This is a genomic window from Mycobacterium sp., assembly GCF_035603715.1.
Lineage (GTDB): Bacteria > Actinomycetota > Actinomycetes > Mycobacteriales > Mycobacteriaceae > Mycobacterium.
Map to the genome: position 1 here is coordinate 1 of NZ_DATNJW010000121.1, position 15,666 is coordinate 15,666.

14 protein-coding genes and 1 tRNA gene are annotated in these 15,666 nt (G+C 64.4%); 6 read left to right on the forward strand and 9 right to left on the reverse strand.

Translation table 11 applies throughout. From position 1 onward, the window contains the following. The first annotated feature begins 320 nt into the window (after positions 1 to 320). Complete coding sequence (locus tag VN856_RS05550) at positions 321 to 719, forward strand: Zn-ribbon domain-containing OB-fold protein (RefSeq protein ID WP_325686953.1); 399 nt, start codon at positions 321 to 323, stop codon at positions 717 to 719. A gap of 27 nt (positions 720 to 746) precedes the next feature. After that, positions 747 to 1,958: a thiolase family protein gene (locus VN856_RS05555; RefSeq protein ID WP_325686955.1), complete on the forward strand. Its 1,212-nt coding sequence runs from the start codon at positions 747 to 749 to the stop codon at positions 1,956 to 1,958. Between the two features lie 17 nt (positions 1,959 to 1,975). Here the strand turns inward: VN856_RS05555 and VN856_RS05560 are convergent, their stop codons facing one another. Next, positions 1,976 to 2,779, reverse strand: a complete 804-nt coding sequence (locus VN856_RS05560) for a mycofactocin-coupled SDR family oxidoreductase (RefSeq protein WP_325686957.1) — start codon at positions 2,777 to 2,779, stop codon at positions 1,976 to 1,978. Between the two features lie 57 nt (positions 2,780 to 2,836). Further along, complete coding sequence (locus tag VN856_RS05565; RefSeq protein WP_325686959.1) at positions 2,837 to 3,844, reverse strand: hypothetical protein; 1,008 nt, start codon at positions 3,842 to 3,844, stop codon at positions 2,837 to 2,839. A gap of 179 nt (positions 3,845 to 4,023) precedes the next feature. On the opposite strand from VN856_RS05565, the gene VN856_RS05570 reads away from it, so the two are divergent. Further along, positions 4,024 to 5,079, forward strand: a complete 1,056-nt coding sequence (locus VN856_RS05570) for an alpha/beta hydrolase fold domain-containing protein (RefSeq protein WP_325686961.1) — start codon at positions 4,024 to 4,026, stop codon at positions 5,077 to 5,079. Positions 5,080 to 5,109: 30 nt separating this feature from the next. Here the strand turns inward: VN856_RS05570 and VN856_RS05575 are convergent, their stop codons facing one another. Beyond that, entirely contained in the window at positions 5,110 to 6,774 is a 1,665-nt protein-coding gene (locus VN856_RS05575) for a hypothetical protein (protein WP_414686876.1), read from the reverse strand. 443 nt (positions 6,775 to 7,217) lie between these two features. Here VN856_RS05575 and VN856_RS05580 point away from each other — a divergent pair, with 443 nt between their 5' ends. Then, positions 7,218 to 8,588 carry a hypothetical protein gene (locus VN856_RS05580; protein ID WP_325686966.1) on the forward strand — a complete coding sequence of 457 codons (1,371 nt, stop codon included), beginning with the start codon at positions 7,218 to 7,220 and terminating at the stop codon, positions 8,586 to 8,588. 33 nt (positions 8,589 to 8,621) lie between these two features. Here the strand turns inward: VN856_RS05580 and VN856_RS05585 are convergent, their stop codons facing one another. From VN856_RS05585 to VN856_RS05595, 3 genes are all read right to left on the reverse strand, one after another. Next, on the reverse strand, positions 8,622 to 9,674 hold the full coding sequence (locus VN856_RS05585) for an HTTM domain-containing protein (protein ID WP_414686875.1): 1,053 nt from the start codon (positions 9,672 to 9,674) through the stop codon (positions 8,622 to 8,624). Then, the gene (locus tag VN856_RS05590) at positions 9,671 to 10,129 is read right to left on the reverse strand and encodes a hypothetical protein (protein WP_325686970.1); all 459 of its coding nucleotides are present in this window, start codon (positions 10,127 to 10,129) and stop codon (positions 9,671 to 9,673) included. The genes VN856_RS05585 and VN856_RS05590 overlap by 4 nt, the downstream gene beginning before the upstream one ends. 279 nt (positions 10,130 to 10,408) lie before the next feature. After that, a complete protein-coding gene (locus tag VN856_RS05595) occupies positions 10,409 to 12,019 on the reverse strand; it encodes an MFS transporter (RefSeq protein WP_325686972.1) in 1,611 nt (536 codons plus the stop codon). A 244-nt stretch (positions 12,020 to 12,263) separates the two neighbouring features. Here VN856_RS05595 and VN856_RS05600 point away from each other — a divergent pair, with 244 nt between their 5' ends. Both VN856_RS05600 and VN856_RS05605 read left to right on the forward strand, forming a co-directional pair. Next, positions 12,264 to 12,428 carry a hypothetical protein gene (locus VN856_RS05600; RefSeq protein WP_325686974.1) on the forward strand — a complete coding sequence of 55 codons (165 nt, stop codon included), beginning with the start codon at positions 12,264 to 12,266 and terminating at the stop codon, positions 12,426 to 12,428. 320 nt (positions 12,429 to 12,748) lie between these two features. Further along, a complete protein-coding gene (locus tag VN856_RS05605) occupies positions 12,749 to 13,198 on the forward strand; it encodes a hypothetical protein (RefSeq protein ID WP_325686976.1) in 450 nt (149 codons plus the stop codon). Positions 13,199 to 13,273: 75 nt separating this feature from the next. On the opposite strand, the gene VN856_RS05610 is transcribed toward VN856_RS05605, so the two are convergent. From VN856_RS05610 to VN856_RS05620, 3 genes are all read right to left on the reverse strand, one after another. Continuing rightward, on the reverse strand, positions 13,274 to 14,326 hold the full coding sequence (locus tag VN856_RS05610; protein ID WP_325686978.1) for an NAD(P)-dependent oxidoreductase: 1,053 nt from the start codon (positions 14,324 to 14,326) through the stop codon (positions 13,274 to 13,276). Positions 14,327 to 14,438: 112 nt separating this feature from the next. Then, positions 14,439 to 14,512: transfer RNA gene (locus VN856_RS05615), tRNA-Gly, on the reverse strand. Between the two features lie 170 nt (positions 14,513 to 14,682). Next, positions 14,683 to 15,426 (reverse strand): DUF732 domain-containing protein, encoded by a 744-nt coding sequence (locus VN856_RS05620; protein WP_325686980.1) that lies wholly within the window; start codon positions 15,424 to 15,426, stop codon positions 14,683 to 14,685. Between the last annotated feature and the right edge of the window lie 240 nt (positions 15,427 to 15,666).

Sequence of the window (15,666 nt, forward strand, 5' to 3'; positions counted from 1 at the left end):
CCCAGCCCCGCCTCGGGCAGGAGCGACTGCGCTGACGCACTCAGCGCACGGATGGCGCCGGCCTGATCAACGACGAGAGTGGGGCAAGCGACGTAGGTCCACAGCGACTGGTGGTCGGTCTCAACCCGAACCGGAGCCGCATCCTGCATAACCAAATCGACCTAAAACTGTCGCGCCTACTTAACTATCGTTAGCGAGGAGCTTACGCATATCGCTTGTCGCGGCGGAAGTCTCAGTTTTGCTACGCCCCGATCTTGATATTCCGGATCTGTAATCGGGCCGCACTCGCTACGGTCAACAGTACATACGACGGAGGTGTTATGACGGGTCAGATCCCATTGGTCGACTATTTGGTACTCGATGACGGCGATCCCCACCTCGTCGCGCAGGAATGCACAAACTGCAGCGCCCGATTCTTCGATCGGCGCAACGCCTGTGCCAGTTGTTTCGCGTCCGAATTCTCACCCGTTGCAGTTGCGACCGAGGGCACGCTGCGAGCGTTCACCATCGTCACGTTTGCCGCACCCGGCATTCCCACCCCGTTCGTCGCGTCGGTGGTCGACTGCGACGGCACCCAGGTGCGCGCCAATTTGGTCAATGTCGAACCCGATCCTGAGCACGTCCACGACGGGATGAAAGTGCGGCTGGCCACTTATTCGATCGGCACCGACTCGGCAGGCACCGAGGCGATCGGCTTCGGCTTCGAACCCGCGACCTGACGATCCACTTCACGAAGGAGTAGTCATATGAGCGCCAGCGACGACATCTGGATTCTCGGAATCCGGATGACCAAATTCGGCAAGCACCCCGACAAAGACACCGTTGATCTGGCGGCCGAGGCCGCGACCGGCGCGCTGGCCGACGCGGGCGTGACGATGGCCGATATCGGCGTCATCGCCGCCGGAAACCTGATGGCCGCGAACGCTGGAATCGGACAGCAGCTGCAAAAACAAATCGGTCAGACCGGCATCCCGGTCTACAACGTCGCCAACGCGTGCGCGACGGGAGCCACCGCGCTTCGGACCGCGATCATGGCCGTCAAGGCCGGTGAGGTGAAGTACGGATTGGCAGTCGGCGTCGAGAAGCTTTCCGGGGCCGGCCTACTCGGCGGTGCCGGCACGAAGAAGAAGGATGCTGACGTCTGGACGCCGCGCGGCCGCTACGGGGCCGTTGCGCCGGTCGACGGGCGAATCGGCACCGAGGCCATGCCGGGTGTGTTCGCCCAGATCGGCACCGAATACGGCCACAAGTACGGCGGCACCAGCTTCGAGTTGTTCGCCAAGATCAGCGAGAAGAACCACGCCCACTCGACGCTGAATCCGCTGGCCGCCTACCAGAAGAAGTTCACCCTCGAGCAGATCATGAACGACGTCATGATCGCCTACCCGAACACCCGGCCGATGTGCTCGGCCAACTGCGACGGTGCCGCGGCCGCGGTCGTGTGCAACGGCGAGACGTTGAAGTCGCTGGCCTTGCAGCAGCGCAAGCGCGCGGTGAAAGTCTCGGCGTCGATTCTGACCACCGATCCGTTCGAGGATGGTTGCCAGGTCTTGCCGAACGTCAACACGCTGACCCGAAACGCCGCCGCGACCGCCTACGAGCAGGCCGGTATCGGCCCGAGCGACCTCGACCTGGTCGAGTTGCACGACTGTTTCGCGACCGCGGAGTTGGTGCACTACGACAACTTGATGCTATGTGAAAAAGGCGGAGCCGCAGACTTTTTCAACACGGGTGCGACGTGGCGGGACGGTTCGACGCCGGTGAACGTGTCTGGTGGCCTGCAGTCCAAGGGGCATCCCATCGCGGCCACCGGCATCGCCAACATCTGGGAGATCTGCCACCATCTTCGCGGCGAAGCCGGCGACCGGCAGATCGAGAACGCGAAGGTCGGACTGGCCCACGTGATCGGCTTGGGCTCGGCGTGCGGCGTCCACGTCCTGGAAAAGTCGGCCGCCTGAAGCGATTTGGGCTTACGTCAGTGAATGCGTGCGCTGCCGCCGAGGCCGATCTCGAGGACGCTGCCGGTGATGACCCCTGGGTCGGTCACCAGGTACAGCACGCCGCGGCTGACGTCCTCGGGCTGTAACCATGGCTGAGGGATCGGATTGGCTCTCATCATCCGTCGCACGAGTTCGTCCGGGATGTCGTCGGCGCCGGTGGGTTGCACCATCGGTGTCTGGGTTGTGGTGGGGCAGACGACATTGACCGTGATTCCCTCTTTTGCGACCTCCAGGGCAACGGACTTCGCCAGGCCGATGACACCCCACTTCGTCGCGTTGTAGGCGGCCAGGTCCGGGATCCCCATCCGGCCGCCCATCGACGAGGTTACGACGATCCGGCCGAACTTCTGTTGCCGCATCACCGGGATGGCTGCGCGCAGGGTGTGGAATGCGCCGGTCAGATTGGTGTCGACGAGTTGCTGCCAGATCGCGTCGCTGACCTCGTCCAAGGGCCCGGTGCTGACGACTCCGGCGTTGGCCACCACGATGTCGAGGCTGCCGAGGTCGGCGACGGTCTGCTTGACTGCGGCGTTCACCGCGGCCGCATCCCGCACGTCCACGGTCAAAGGCATGCAGCGCCGGCCCAGCTCGTCGACCAGCTTTGCCGTCTCGCGTAAGTCGTCCTCGGTGCCTAATGGGTAGGTCAGGTCCGCCATCGCGGCGGGAGCATCGGCGAGCACGATGTCGGCTCCCTCGGCGGCCAACGCCAACGCGTGTGCGCGGCCCTGCCCGCGAGCTCCACCGGTGATCAAGGCAACGCGTCCGTCCAAAGCACCCATAGCGGACGAAGTTACCAGTCGGGTAATCGCTTGCCGCGGGCTTTGTTTCGCAGTGCCCTAGAACAGCGTCGGCAGGATCTCGACCAGGAAGTTGCCGCCGGTAGCTCCGGGGAACGTGTCAAAGCCGTCGCCGAAGACGGCAGCGAGATCGAAATTACCGGGAATGTCGAAGCCTTCGCCGGCGACGGCAGTGCTGCCCAGGGTGCCGAAGGGGTCGAAGACGGTGGCGATGTTGTCGTTTCCGACCACAGCAGGGTCAAATCCTCCGCCGGAGAACGCATAGCTGTTGTCACCGACGACATTGGCAATATTGCCGTCGCCAAAGCCCGCGTAGGCGAAATGTCCATTAGAGCCGTCCGCGACGTCGATGTTGCCGAAGTAGCTCCCGCTGTTGTAGTCGCCGCCAAGAGCTTCGGCGCCCTGGAAGGACCCGCTGCTGTTGTTGCCGAAGTCGATGGCGAAGTCATGGTTGCCGTCGTCGCCCAGCCCGGCCAGGCCACCCGCACCGGCGTGGGCGCCGTCGCCGAAGGTGCCGGAAGCGTTGTTGCCGATGTCGATGGCGGTGTTGAAGCTGCCACCCCCGGTGCCGCCCTCATTACCGAGAAGACTGCCCGCGCCGGCGTAGGCGCCGTTGAGATTACCGACGCTGACGGCGTCGCCGTTGTTGCCGATGTCGATGGCGCTGTTGAAGTTGTCACCGGTCGAGCCGGCGGCCCCGCCCGCCGCAGCCTCAGCGTTGGTGCCGTCGGCCAGGGCGTAGTTGCCAGTGCCGCCCTCGGCCGTGGCGCTGGCGCCGTCGCCGTACGCGATCGCCAGCCCGTACTCCCCGCTTACCGTCGTCGCGGACGCGTTGCCGTCTTGGAGCAGCGACATGCCGTCGAATGAGATGGCCAGGTTCAGACCTGACGGGTCCGCGGCGGGGAGAGCCCCGGTGAGAAGGCCATCGATCGACGACAACCAGTCCGAAGACGAGTCCGCCGCAGCGACCGGATTGTGGGCCCACGCGGCCCCGATGCCTAACCCCACTGCCAGCATGCCCAGCCGAGCAAAACGAGTTTTGACCATGCGCCTTCCTCTCCCGCACCTGGCGGGCAGACGCCTGCCAGCATTTCGAGCGTGCCTGGGGGAGCTGTCATGCGCATCGGGCAATTGCCCCATTTTTCGCGATTTATTGGCTCGCCGTGGACGGGCCGAGTTGCTCCGACATCAGTGCCGTGCGGTTTACGTCGATGTAGCGTCACCACATGGCTGAAGGTCGTCTCGCCGATCCGGATTGTTCGATGGCAACCGACCCTCGGTCGGACCCGCGAATGGTCGAGGCGTTGGCGCAGTTCGGGCTCGACGCCAACATGCCCGTCGTGCCACTCACCATCGATGCGCCGCTGCAGGAACGCCTGACGTATGCGGAGATGTGCGAGGCGGGCATTGGTGCCGTGCTCGACGCCTTCGCGTCCGGCGTTCCCGACGCGGACGGCGTCACCACCACGACGACGACGATCACGGGTGAGGACGGCAACGACGTCACGCTGTACATCAGTCACCCGGACGCCGACGGTCCGCTGCCGGCGCTGGTGCATCTTCACGGTGGCGGCATGGCCATCGCCAGCGCCGCCGACACGATGTACTCGCGAATTCGGGAGTATCTGGCGGGAACCGGCCTTGTCGTCGTCGGCGTCGAATTCCGCAACTCCGGGGGAAAGCTTGGCCCACATACGTTTCCGGCCGGATTGAACGACTGCGCGTCGGGCGTGCGATGGGTCGCGGCGCATCGCGCCGAACTTGGCGTAAGCCACCTGATTGTCTGCGGTGAGTCGGGCGGCGGCAATCTCACTCTCACGGTGGGGCACAAGGCAAAGCGCGAAGGCTGGTTACACGAGATAGCCGGGTTCTACGCTCAATGCCCTTACATCTCCAACCGGTGGCACGAGGTTCCCGACGAGCTGCCGTCGCTGCGTGAGTGCGATGGCTACTTCATCAACCTTCAGCAGGCCGAGCTCCTCGGCTCGATCTACGACCCCGACGGTGCGCACTCGAATGACCCCACGTGTTTTGCCGGTGCCGCATCCGACGACGACCTGAGCGGTCTACCCCCGCATGTGATTTCGGTGAATGAGCTCGATCCGATGCGCGATGAAGGCTTGGACTACTACCGTCGTCTGGTGCGCGCGGGTGTACCTGCCGTGGGCAGAGTCGTCGCGGGTACGTGTCACGGCGGCGACATGTTGTTGGCGGGCGCGATGCCCGACGTGTTCGCCGCCAGCGTCCGCGATCTCAGCGGTTTCGCGAAGGGTCTCGGCTAGACCGGACCGATTCCCGGAGCCATCTCGTTGTCAGACTTCGCGCCTCGGTTCATTGCCAGGGTGGTCTCTCGGATTTGGTTGAGCCCGATAGATTTTCGGTGCGTTGGTTGGCGATTGCTGTCCGGGACGCTGGGGCGGTGGGGCGATTGGGCGCTGCCTGGGGTCGTCGGATCGGAAGATCCGGGGCGCCCGAGTTGATAGCTGTTGTGTCGCATCCTCACGTCCGGCGCCGACGTTTATCCGGCGCGTGGGCTGCTCCGTTGGACGATGGATCCGCGGCGGGGGAGTTGGCTGTTGCCGCGGCCGCGCCGACGGTTCGGCTGTGCCGTGGGTGCGGAGTCGCGTTGTCTCAGCATCCACGCCCTCAGACCGGATCCGCTTGTCCCCCTTGGCTTTAGCGGGTGAGCGACGTTGTACGAAGCGCGCGGTGATGATGGCTACGACGAGGATGCACAAGGCTAGTCCGCTGAGCACGGCATCGAAGGTGCTGGTGATCTGCTGGGCGAGATTGTTTCCGTAGACCGGGCTGCCGGCCCCGGCGGGCGTACCTGCAATTCGGGGCGCCAAGGCGATGCCCAACACGATGCGGGAAACGCTGAGCACGAGGAGAACTCCGCACAGGGATGAGATGACGGCGACTGGGAGAGAACGGCTGACCAGGTTTCTGCGAAGCCAAATCGCCAGCGCCGCGGTCACTACGTCGAAGATGGCCATCGCCGCGCTGTCGTACGCCGAGCGGGACAGATGCAAAACGGCGGCAACGATGATGTCGGTTGCTCTCATCAGTACGGAAGCAAGACACCAAACAGCGATCAGTAGCAAGCCTTTTCGTGCGGCTACTCGCCAGACACCTCGGTCGATCTGCTGGTTGGTCGCCACGCTGAGCAGGGTCAGCGGCGCGAATATGGCTGCGGCCGCAACCCACGCCAGATAGCCCTCGAATCCCACCCCGGCCGTCGACGTGTTCTGCGCGATGCCATGAAATCCGTCGATCTCGCGGCCAACGGGAAGAACCCAGACGACAACCCCGGCGGCAAGCGTGGAGGCTCCAAGCGCTATGGTCGCCAGCCGAGCCGACCTGCTGCCGCTCTGCAGAATCCACCTGGCTGCCACGACGACGGGGATCAACGCCACGATGCCGTACACCGCGGCCGTCGCAATGATCGCTGCACCCTGTTTGCCGAAGCCAGATGAGCCCGTCGAGCTCGGCAGGGCGGCTTTTGTCCGCCAGAACAGGTTGAACAAAACACTCAGCGCCGCAAGGGCTATGGATGTGTAGCCCACGATTCGTGCCGACAGCTGCCACTTTCGAAGGCTGTCGTCGTCGGTGGCCGCGCCGGTGATCGTAGGCTGTGCACTCACTAATGCGCCGCTGATCCCGAGCCATGCACCAGGGCCCACACCGCCCGGCACATTGCCGCTGCCGCCGTATCGCACGGTCTGCACGACGTCGAAACCGACGAAGCCCGCCACCAGCAACACGTATGGCGCGTTGAGCGCCACTCGGAGTCGACCGGCGAGGATATTGCCCGGGCGTGAGCCGATCACATAGGTCACCGCGATAGCTGCCAGCGAAAGCACGGTCACCACAGCCAGCAGCGCAAACAATGCGCCGCTGCTATTCGGGATGCCGATGCCGAAGTACAGGTTCCATGGGAAGAGGGGCGCGATGAGCAAGAGCACACCGGCCACCACGTCGCGACCGAGATTCCACCGCTTGGCCGAGGGCTCGTTCGGAGCGGGGTGTCTCGGGGGCGGCGGTGCGCCCCGCCCAGCTGAGAGACGTTGGGTGGCGAAATCCTGGGTGGCCGGGTCATCGTGTCGTTGGCTCACGAGATCTCCCTGGAATGTGAGACTGCGGTTCGGCACCGTTTTGGTTGCGCCGAGTTAACACCCTGCTCGGTAAATTGCGCGGCTCGTCTGTGACGGTATCCGCTGCGCGACGATCCGGCACGAAGTTGTACTGGCTAATTCGGCACGCAGTTGAGGCGGAGCGCAATCTGCCAAATACGCTGGCATTCTCCCGCGGATGACTGATAATCGCCGAGGTATAGGCGAACACTCGGCATTCTTGCCCTGTTACATCGTGAGTGACCGGCGAACGCGCCGATGCGGCAGCAGTTGAGAGGAGGTCCGCGGTGGACCTGGCTCTAGGGGTCGCAGTCGACGGTCCGGTTGCCCGCTTGGCCCTCATCGAAACGGGTAACGGTGCCCATGGGGTCATCGACGAGTCGGTCGTCGATCTCGCGGAGGATCCGATCGCGAGACTGACCGAGACGGTGGTCGGTACAAGTCGGTCGCTGGCAGACCAATATCACCGGCTGGTCGCCACCCGGCTGTGCTGGTCGGATCAGGCCCGAGCCAATCAGCTGAGGCAGGCGTTGGACGACTCCGGCGTTCACAACGTCGTGGTGATGTCAGAGTCTGAGGCGGCAACGGCGATGTCTTCTCTGCCGCTGGCGGTGCCGGGCGATCCCGACTTCGCGATCGCCCGCGGCGCAGCATTAGACGCGGCGACGGGCCGGCTTTCCTACCCCGCCGGCGACGCCACCGCGTTGGCACCTGTGGCGCCGACCGGCCGGTTTTCCTCGCCGACCGGCGACCCAACTATGGCGTCATCTGCACCGCCGATGACCGAAGCGTTCACGGGCGACGAGGTCGCGACGAGGGCCGCGGCTTCGGAATCGCAGTTGGCGTACTCGATGGAGGACGACGACTCCGAACTGCTCCCGATGGAATACGGCGGCGATGATGACGAGGAATTAGACGCTGCCGCAGTGCCAGCCGGCCGAGCCTTGCTGGTGGGCAGCGCGGCCGGTGGAATGCTGGTCGCCGGAATTGCGGCGTTGGCCGTCGCAGTGACTATCGGCGTCCGCCCGACTGCCGCGACGCACCCGCAACCGCCGCCGCCGGCGCAGCAGAAGTCGGTTCCGGGCAACTTCGTACCTGCCTTGCCGGCGCCGAACGTGCAGCCCGCGCAGGATGTGCAGGCACCATCAGAGCCGGCTCCGGATGCCGTTGTCCCCCAGAGTGGTCCGGGACCTGCGATTGGAGGTGGTGGCGGAGCGGATCAGGCGCCACCGCCGGCACCCCCGCCCGACGCCGGGCCCGGTGTTGCGCCGCCACCTGCGCCCGGGGTGATCCCCATTCCGATCCCCGTCCCCATTCCGATCCCGTTTCCGCACCAACACCCGCACCCGAACACGACTGGCGGTACTACGACGGGTGGTACGACGGGTGGAACCACCGCGGGTACCACGGGCGGGACTACGACGGGTGGGACCACTTCGGGTACGACGGGTGGGACAACGACGGGTGGGGGGACGACCGGCGGTGCGACGAACGGTGGGGGGACGACCGGCGGTGTGACGAACGGTGGTGGGTCGCCCGGCAGTGGGTCGTCGAGCGGGTCGTCCAGCGGTGGGTCGCCCGGCAGTGGGTCGTCCAGCGGTGGCAAGGGCGGCCCTCCGCAGAAGTGCGGGAGCACCCCATCGAACAAATGCCACTAGCCCAGCTGACCGGGCCGCCGCGTTGCCTCTCACCTAGTCGTCGGCGGTAGTCCGTGCGCCACTTGGATTTTTGGCTCGAAATTCGGCGACGACTCCGTCGTCTCCGGCGAAGTCCGAATTCTCGGTCTGATTCCCGGATTTCGGGCTAGGTCGCGCAAGTGCCGCCACTAGCTTGCTAGCCATACCTTTAGCGCTACGCGGAAGACGCTCCACTATTTCGGGTGGGACGAACGCGAGGTAGAGGACGAAAACGGCCAGGGTGAAAAATCCAACGGTGATGGTGATCATGATCATCGTGTGCATCACCACGCCCGCGGTCAGGACCCATGGCCGTAATCGCTTGTTCCACACCAAAATCCCAATTGACAGCTCGATGGCGAGCGTGCCCCAGGTGACGGCGTTCATCAGCAGTGCGCTGTTCGTAAACCAGTACGGCGTGGGCAGCAGCAGCATGTCCGGCAGTCGCAGAGCGTAGGACACGGCTGTCCCCTGCGGCCACGCGTTGCCATTCAGCTTGGCCTGTGCCGACGCGAGATAGATCAACGACAGCTGCACTTGCATCAACCGCACCGGCCATTGCGGGCGCTGCTGCGCCGACCAGAACTTGCCGGCGCTGCGTACTTGGTCGAGCGAAAGTGCCGCGCCGCAAGGGGATATCGCAAGAAACAAGGCCTCAATGCGCACCGCGAGATCGCCGGAATTGAATACCGACACGTCGCGGTGCTCGAACGACACGATCAGCACGAACACCGCCAGAGCGGCCAGTCGGCTGTGCCAGCCGATCGTCAGCGCGACCGAAGACACCAGCAGCAGGATCCATCCGATAAGCAGCATATGGTCACTGGTCCAGATCGCGAAAACACTCCACTGATAGGCACTCTCAGGCTGTTGTGGCTCGACTCCGTGCCGCCCGAACAGCGCATACAAATCAGGGAGCAGGGAGGCCGCCCAGCCGATCGCCACCACTCCGAACGCCATCCTGATTAGGCCAAGGGTGTATGCGGGCTGCGGTCGAAACCAAAACGTCCGCCAGGTCGTCACCGCGGTCGCCGGCCAACGTCGCTGGCGGCTTGTTGGCTCGGTCATTGCCCGCCGGTCAAGATTTCGTCGTACAGGATTTCCTCTGCGACCGTGCGGGGGCTGTCGGCGCCCGGGGCCGGGAGTAACTCGGTGCGTAAAACCATTTGAACCCGTGCGGCGTGTTCGGAACCTTCGGTGACCTGATGAATTACCCAGTGCGCCGTATCATCTCGGATCGCCGGCACCCGCACGAGATTCTCCTTCAACTTTTGCCAGTGACACCAGGCGAACGCTCCCACCACCCGGTCGCCGCGCGGAGGGGTCCACACCCGCTGGACGCCATTGGTCATGGTGACACGCACCTCGACCAATTCCAGACGCCCAAGCGGTTCCGGGGCGTACATCCGCCAGTCCTGCTCCAACCCCGTCGCCACAGCGACCGGTTGCAGCACCGGTACGAGCCGTCGCTTGAATTCGGCGTCAGGCATGCTCCACACCACGCCGATCGTCAGCGCCAGCACGACCACGACGCTGATCGAGCACTCGCCGACTCGCGAGTGCTCGAATCGTTGCCCGATCGTCGACAGACTCCTGCGGTTCAGTGCAAGCCTCCTTCAGTCTGTCGGCCGATGATCAAAGAATCGTAGAAGCCGAGATGCAAATAAAAAGACGTTCAGCCGCCGAACCACCGGGCCAGCTCGTAGCGATCCACCCTGCCGAGCATTGCTGCCTGGACGTCCGACATCAGCGAGCGCTGCGCCGACCGCCGGCCGATTAGTGGGCGCGACAACGACGCAGACTCATCGGGGCACGCGTCGAGCGACGAAGTACTCGTGCCGTCGGGCGTTGTCGACGGTATAGCCGATCGCCCTGGTGACGCCCTCACTGTCGTAGTCCAGCCAACGCTCCGTGCGTTGGCGCTCAAATTCGCTCCAGGACGCGACGGTGAACCGCTCGAGGAAGATGTCGGGCTCTCCGACGCTGTGATACAGCCGCCAACTGTGGCCACCCGTCCGTAACCGTGACCGCCTGACACTGCCCATCGACTGGACGAACTTTTCGTAGTTCTCGGTCGACACCCGGTACCGGACCGTAACCAATACCGGTCCGTCCTGAGGGCATGGCTCAAACATGAGCGTCGGCGTCGGCCACGCACTCGAAACCTCGACGCTTATCTTGCCGGTGGACGCCCGCAACGGCAGCACGGCGACGCTGAGCACAACAACGCCCAGCGCGGCCGCCGACCCGAGCAGCGCAACGTCGAGTCCAGCCCGGGTGGCGAGGGCGCCCCAGGCATACGCGCCGATCGCCTGAGATCCGGTGGCGACCAACAGATACACCGACAAACCGCGGGCCCGAACCCAGCGCGGCAACGTCAGCTGGGCCGCCGCGTTCAACGTGGTCAGCGTGATCAGCCAGGCCATCCCCGCGATCACCAGGAAGGGTATAGCGGCAGCGAACGAAAGCCACGCGACTGCCAGTATTGCCAGACCGTAGGCGGCGGCGGACGCCGCCAGCTGTAGGTTGTCGGACAGTTTCAGCCGTATTAGCCCGGCGATCGCCACGGCGAGTACAGCACCCAAACCCACGGCCGCCACCGCCACGCCATAGCCGCTGGCACCGAGGTGCCATCTGCGGGCGGCGACCACCGGCAGCAGCGCCAAGAGGGCCGAGGCGGGAAACAGGAAAAGCGCTGCGTGCAAAAGGATCCTGCGAAATATCGGAGCGTGGTTGACGAACAGCAGTCCGGTGAGGATGGCCTGGCCGAACTGTTCTCGTTCGAGTGGTGCGATTTGCTTGGGTCGTTTCCACACCAGCAGGGCAGCGATGATTCCGGCGAACGAAATCGCGTTGATGGCGAAGACCGCCGCGGGACCGGCCAATGCCAGGATCACGCCGCCGATCGCCGGTCCGATCGCGCGGGAGGCATTTCCCGAGACGCTGCCCAAGGTCGAGACGGCCGGTATCTGCTCGCGTGGGACCACCTCGGGCTGAATCGCCTGCCAGGCCGGGGCCGCCAGTGCGGAGGCGCAGCCGATGGCCACGGTGAACATCAACAGTGCTGTCGGGCTGACCCGATCGAGGTAAGTCAGCACGGCCAGGGCCAGCGCAACCAGCACCGCATACGTCTGCAGAACGATCAGTAACCGGCGCCGGTCGAACAGATCGGCCAGCACACCGGCGAACAACGCGAAAATCAGCGTCGGCCCAAGGCTCGCCGTCTGGACCAGTGCGACGATGACGTCACTGCTGTGCTTTTCCACCAAAAACCATTGGGCCGCCACATTTTGCATCCACGTACCGATGTTGGAGACAAACGACGCGAAGAACAGGTTGCGATAAATAGGGTTGTGTAACGGAGCCCACGGCGATGGCTGTTCGGCGTCGGCGTGCTCCTGAATCTGAGTCACGGCCGAACTCTAAGACAGGCGGACCCGGCGCGCCGCACAGATGATCACCCTGACAATGCCCTTGTAACGATGCTCCACGCTGCCTGTTACGGCCGGCAACGCGATCGCGGCATATCCAAGTTCAGCGTCGGCACGTCGGGCACCCGCTGTTAAACGAAACTACTACCTGCGTTCACCTTTGCGAGGCTGGTGTTAACTTTGAATCATATTGTGGTCACAGAGGATTCGGCGATAGCCTGTGTCTATGACTGAGACCAGCACAATCATGATTGACGGCGGCGGAGCCGGCGGCGGACGCATCCTTGGTGGCGGCGCCGGCGGCGGACGCATCCTTGGTGGCGGTGCCGGCGGTGGACGCGGCGGCGGTGCCGGCGGTGGCCGCGGCGGCGGTGCCGGCGGCGGTCGCTAGGGCTAGAAGCCCTTCTCCCTTACGAGTGCGCCCCTTTGGTCCCCACCGCGGGACCATGGGGCGCTCTGTTTCCGCGGCGCTTAGCCCGCGCGCGGATCGATCGAGACGCTAGATCGCCGTGTCGTAGGCCAGCGCGTTCTGCTGTTTGGTGTGGCATTCTGCGTGGGTGTCCACGGCGGCTGCTCCTTCGGGGGTCGTGACGTTTTTGTTCACCGACGTGGAGGGTTCGACCCGTCGGTGGGAGGCCGACGCAGGCTGCCCTCTCGTTTGCGCTCTACGCCTACGGTTATGCGTTCGGCGAGGCTGATCCCGCCGCGGCGATGGACGCCCAGCGCCGCGGTTTGCTGATCGCCCAGGAAAGCGGCAACCGCAATACCGAAACACGCATCGCGGGCAGTCTGGCCCGCCTCGAGGCCGAGTACGGCGACCCACTGGCCGCGCTCGACTATGTCGCACTTGCGGTCCGGAATTTCCACGACGCGGGCAACACGACCATGATCCGTTTCCCGCTGACGGTCCTCGCTGCCCTTTTCGACAGGCTCGGACGAGTTGAACCAGCGGCCACCATCGCTGGCTTCGCCTTCAGTCCCCTCACCGCGACAGCGAACCCCGAGCTCACCACCGCCATCACCGATCTGCGCGATGTCCTCGGCGACCACACCTACGAATCGCTCGCCCGTAAGGGCGAGGCGATGACCACCGCCGCCATGGCGAGGTACGCCTACGACCAAATCGACCAGGCCCGAACAGAACTCGAAGACCGTGATTGAGTTGCGCGAGTCGCGTGTCCAACGCGAGAGCGGCGCAGCGTGTTCTCAATCGCCTTGGTAACGAGAGCGACCCGGTTAAACCGTCAACGCGTCCGGTGCCGGATCGCCCCACTTCTTCCGGATCGCGCCCCAGGGGTCGGCGTAACGACCGGGTGCCTGAAAGTATGGCGCTTGGCGCCGCATGAGTACGCGCAACGCCGGCGCCGCGATGCGCAGCGGGCGCGACTTCCAGCCCACTCTGGCGCGAATCTCGGCGTATGCGGCCGCGCTGGAGTGGCGCTGAAAAGACAGGGCTTGCTGTGCGCGCGCCGTGTCGAACCAACCCAACGGGTACCAGTCCGCGTCGCTGTCCGGGTTACCCGGTCGGCCCGGAAACATCGCTGCGGCGAGTCCCATCGCCTCGGCGTTCTCGCACGCTAATTCGCCCCATACCCGCTTATGGGTGTCGTCTCCGCCAATCATGAAAACTTCCCGCACCGCGTCGGTCGTGATCGCTGCCGCGAACGCCGCCGCGACGTCGCGAGGGTCGACGGTGTGGACTCGGGTGTCCTCAGGTACCAACGCCCGGAAATAGAACGCATCGGTATTCCGGAAGTGGGCAAGTTGATCAAGCGCAATGACGCTGCAGAGCCGAAGGATCGACCACTCCAAACCCGATGACCGCACAATGTCCTCGGCCAAGGCCTTGTGACAGCCGTACAGGTCGACCGGCGCCAGCGGTGAGTCGGGTGTCACCGGATTGGTGACCCGGTGTGGGTTCCGGATACCGTGCACAGCCCCGGTGGATGCGTGCACGAAACGAGGGGGCGACGGCTGTTCCGTCGCGGCATGCACCAGGGCGGCGGTGGCGTCGACGTTGACGGCACGAGCAAAGGTGCGATCGGTGTAACACCGTGGCGGGACAACCGCGGCCAAGTGAACTATCACCGACGGCGACAAATCGTCGACGAGGGCTTTGACCTGATCGGGTTGGGTCAGATCGACGGGGCGGACATCCACACCGACCGGGGGTGAGGGTGTCACGGTCTTGTGCGTCGTGACGACGACCTGAAACTTGTCAGCGACGAGCCGCTCCACCACCGCCCTGCCAACCCGGCCATACCCGCCTGTCACGAGAACACGAGTCACGATGCGCCCCTATTCGGCTGCACGGGAAGGCTTGCGGGAAATCTAGCCCGAAACAGCGGCTTTCACCGAAGGATCGGACATCATGGCACCTGGCGTTGGCGCTGCTCAATCGTGGAGCCGATGACGGGAATCGAACCCGCGTATTCAGCTTGGGAAGCTGATGTTCTGCCATTGAACTACATCGGCGATGTTGCTTGGGAAGGCTAGCACCCACCGTCACGGAGCCGAGCGGATACGCGCGTCGCTCTCCGCGCGTGACCTCGGGGCCGAAATCGCCGCCGGCCGATCGGGGATAGCGCGCGAAGGGGCGATCAGTTAGGTGCTTCTCGTTTGATGAGAAGAAGAAGTTCGGGAGCCTATGGGGCTAAGACAATGTGGCCTTCCGGGAGTCGCGGTGCAGGTTCCGCTGGGACATCCCCGCTACTACTTCCACCGCCGTTGAGCCCACCGCCGGTGCCCCCATCACCCGCGCCTCCCTGACTTCCGGCCGCGGGAGGTACTTCCACTTGCGGCGGAGGCGGCGGCGCCTGCTTCGGTGGCGGCGCTTGCTTCGGTGTCGGTGACGGTGCCGCGACAGGTGGTATCAGCACCTTGATCGCCGGTTCAGGTTGCGGCGGAATCAGCGGTGGGTTTGGAATCGACTGCCCGACGAGCGCTATGCGGGGCTTTCCGCTTGACCCTGCGACAGAAGCCAACTTTCCCTGGTTCCCCGGGCAGAAAGCTGTGACCGAGGCCCTGACGAATCGGACCATGGTGCGGTGGTACTGGCCGAGATCATGAGAGGGGTCTTCGCCATAACCATGGTTCGCCAATGTGTCTACCACCGCGGCCCCTGACTGTCCGCCGTCAAGTGCCTGACAAACTTGGTGACCGTAGTCGATGACAGAAGGAATGTTGTCGTGGGCAGGAACACCTGCCTGAGCAAGCAGTGCCAGGAAGTTGTCTTCCTGACCATCTGCACTGGCCTGCGGTGCCAGTGCAAGAGCGGCGCCGACAATTGATTCGGCGATCCCGGCCAGCTGCATCCGCAGCATGTGGTTGTGCGACCGGCGAGCCGGGAGGATCGGGTGATCCCCTCCGGCCATCTGAATAACATCCATGGTTCATATTAGTAACACTCACAGTTCATGTTATGGACACTTTGGCCTAAGAATGGAAACCGCTCGCAGTTTTATTTGCGCGTCGGTGGGTTGACCGCTCCAGCCAGCGGCGTGGACGTCGAATAGGTCGCGTCGTTCATCGACATCGCCGTCTGCGGGGGAGCGGCTACGCTCGTCGCGTGCTGCTCTCCGATCGCGACCTCAGAGCCGAAATCGCCGCTGGGCGGTTGGGAATTGACC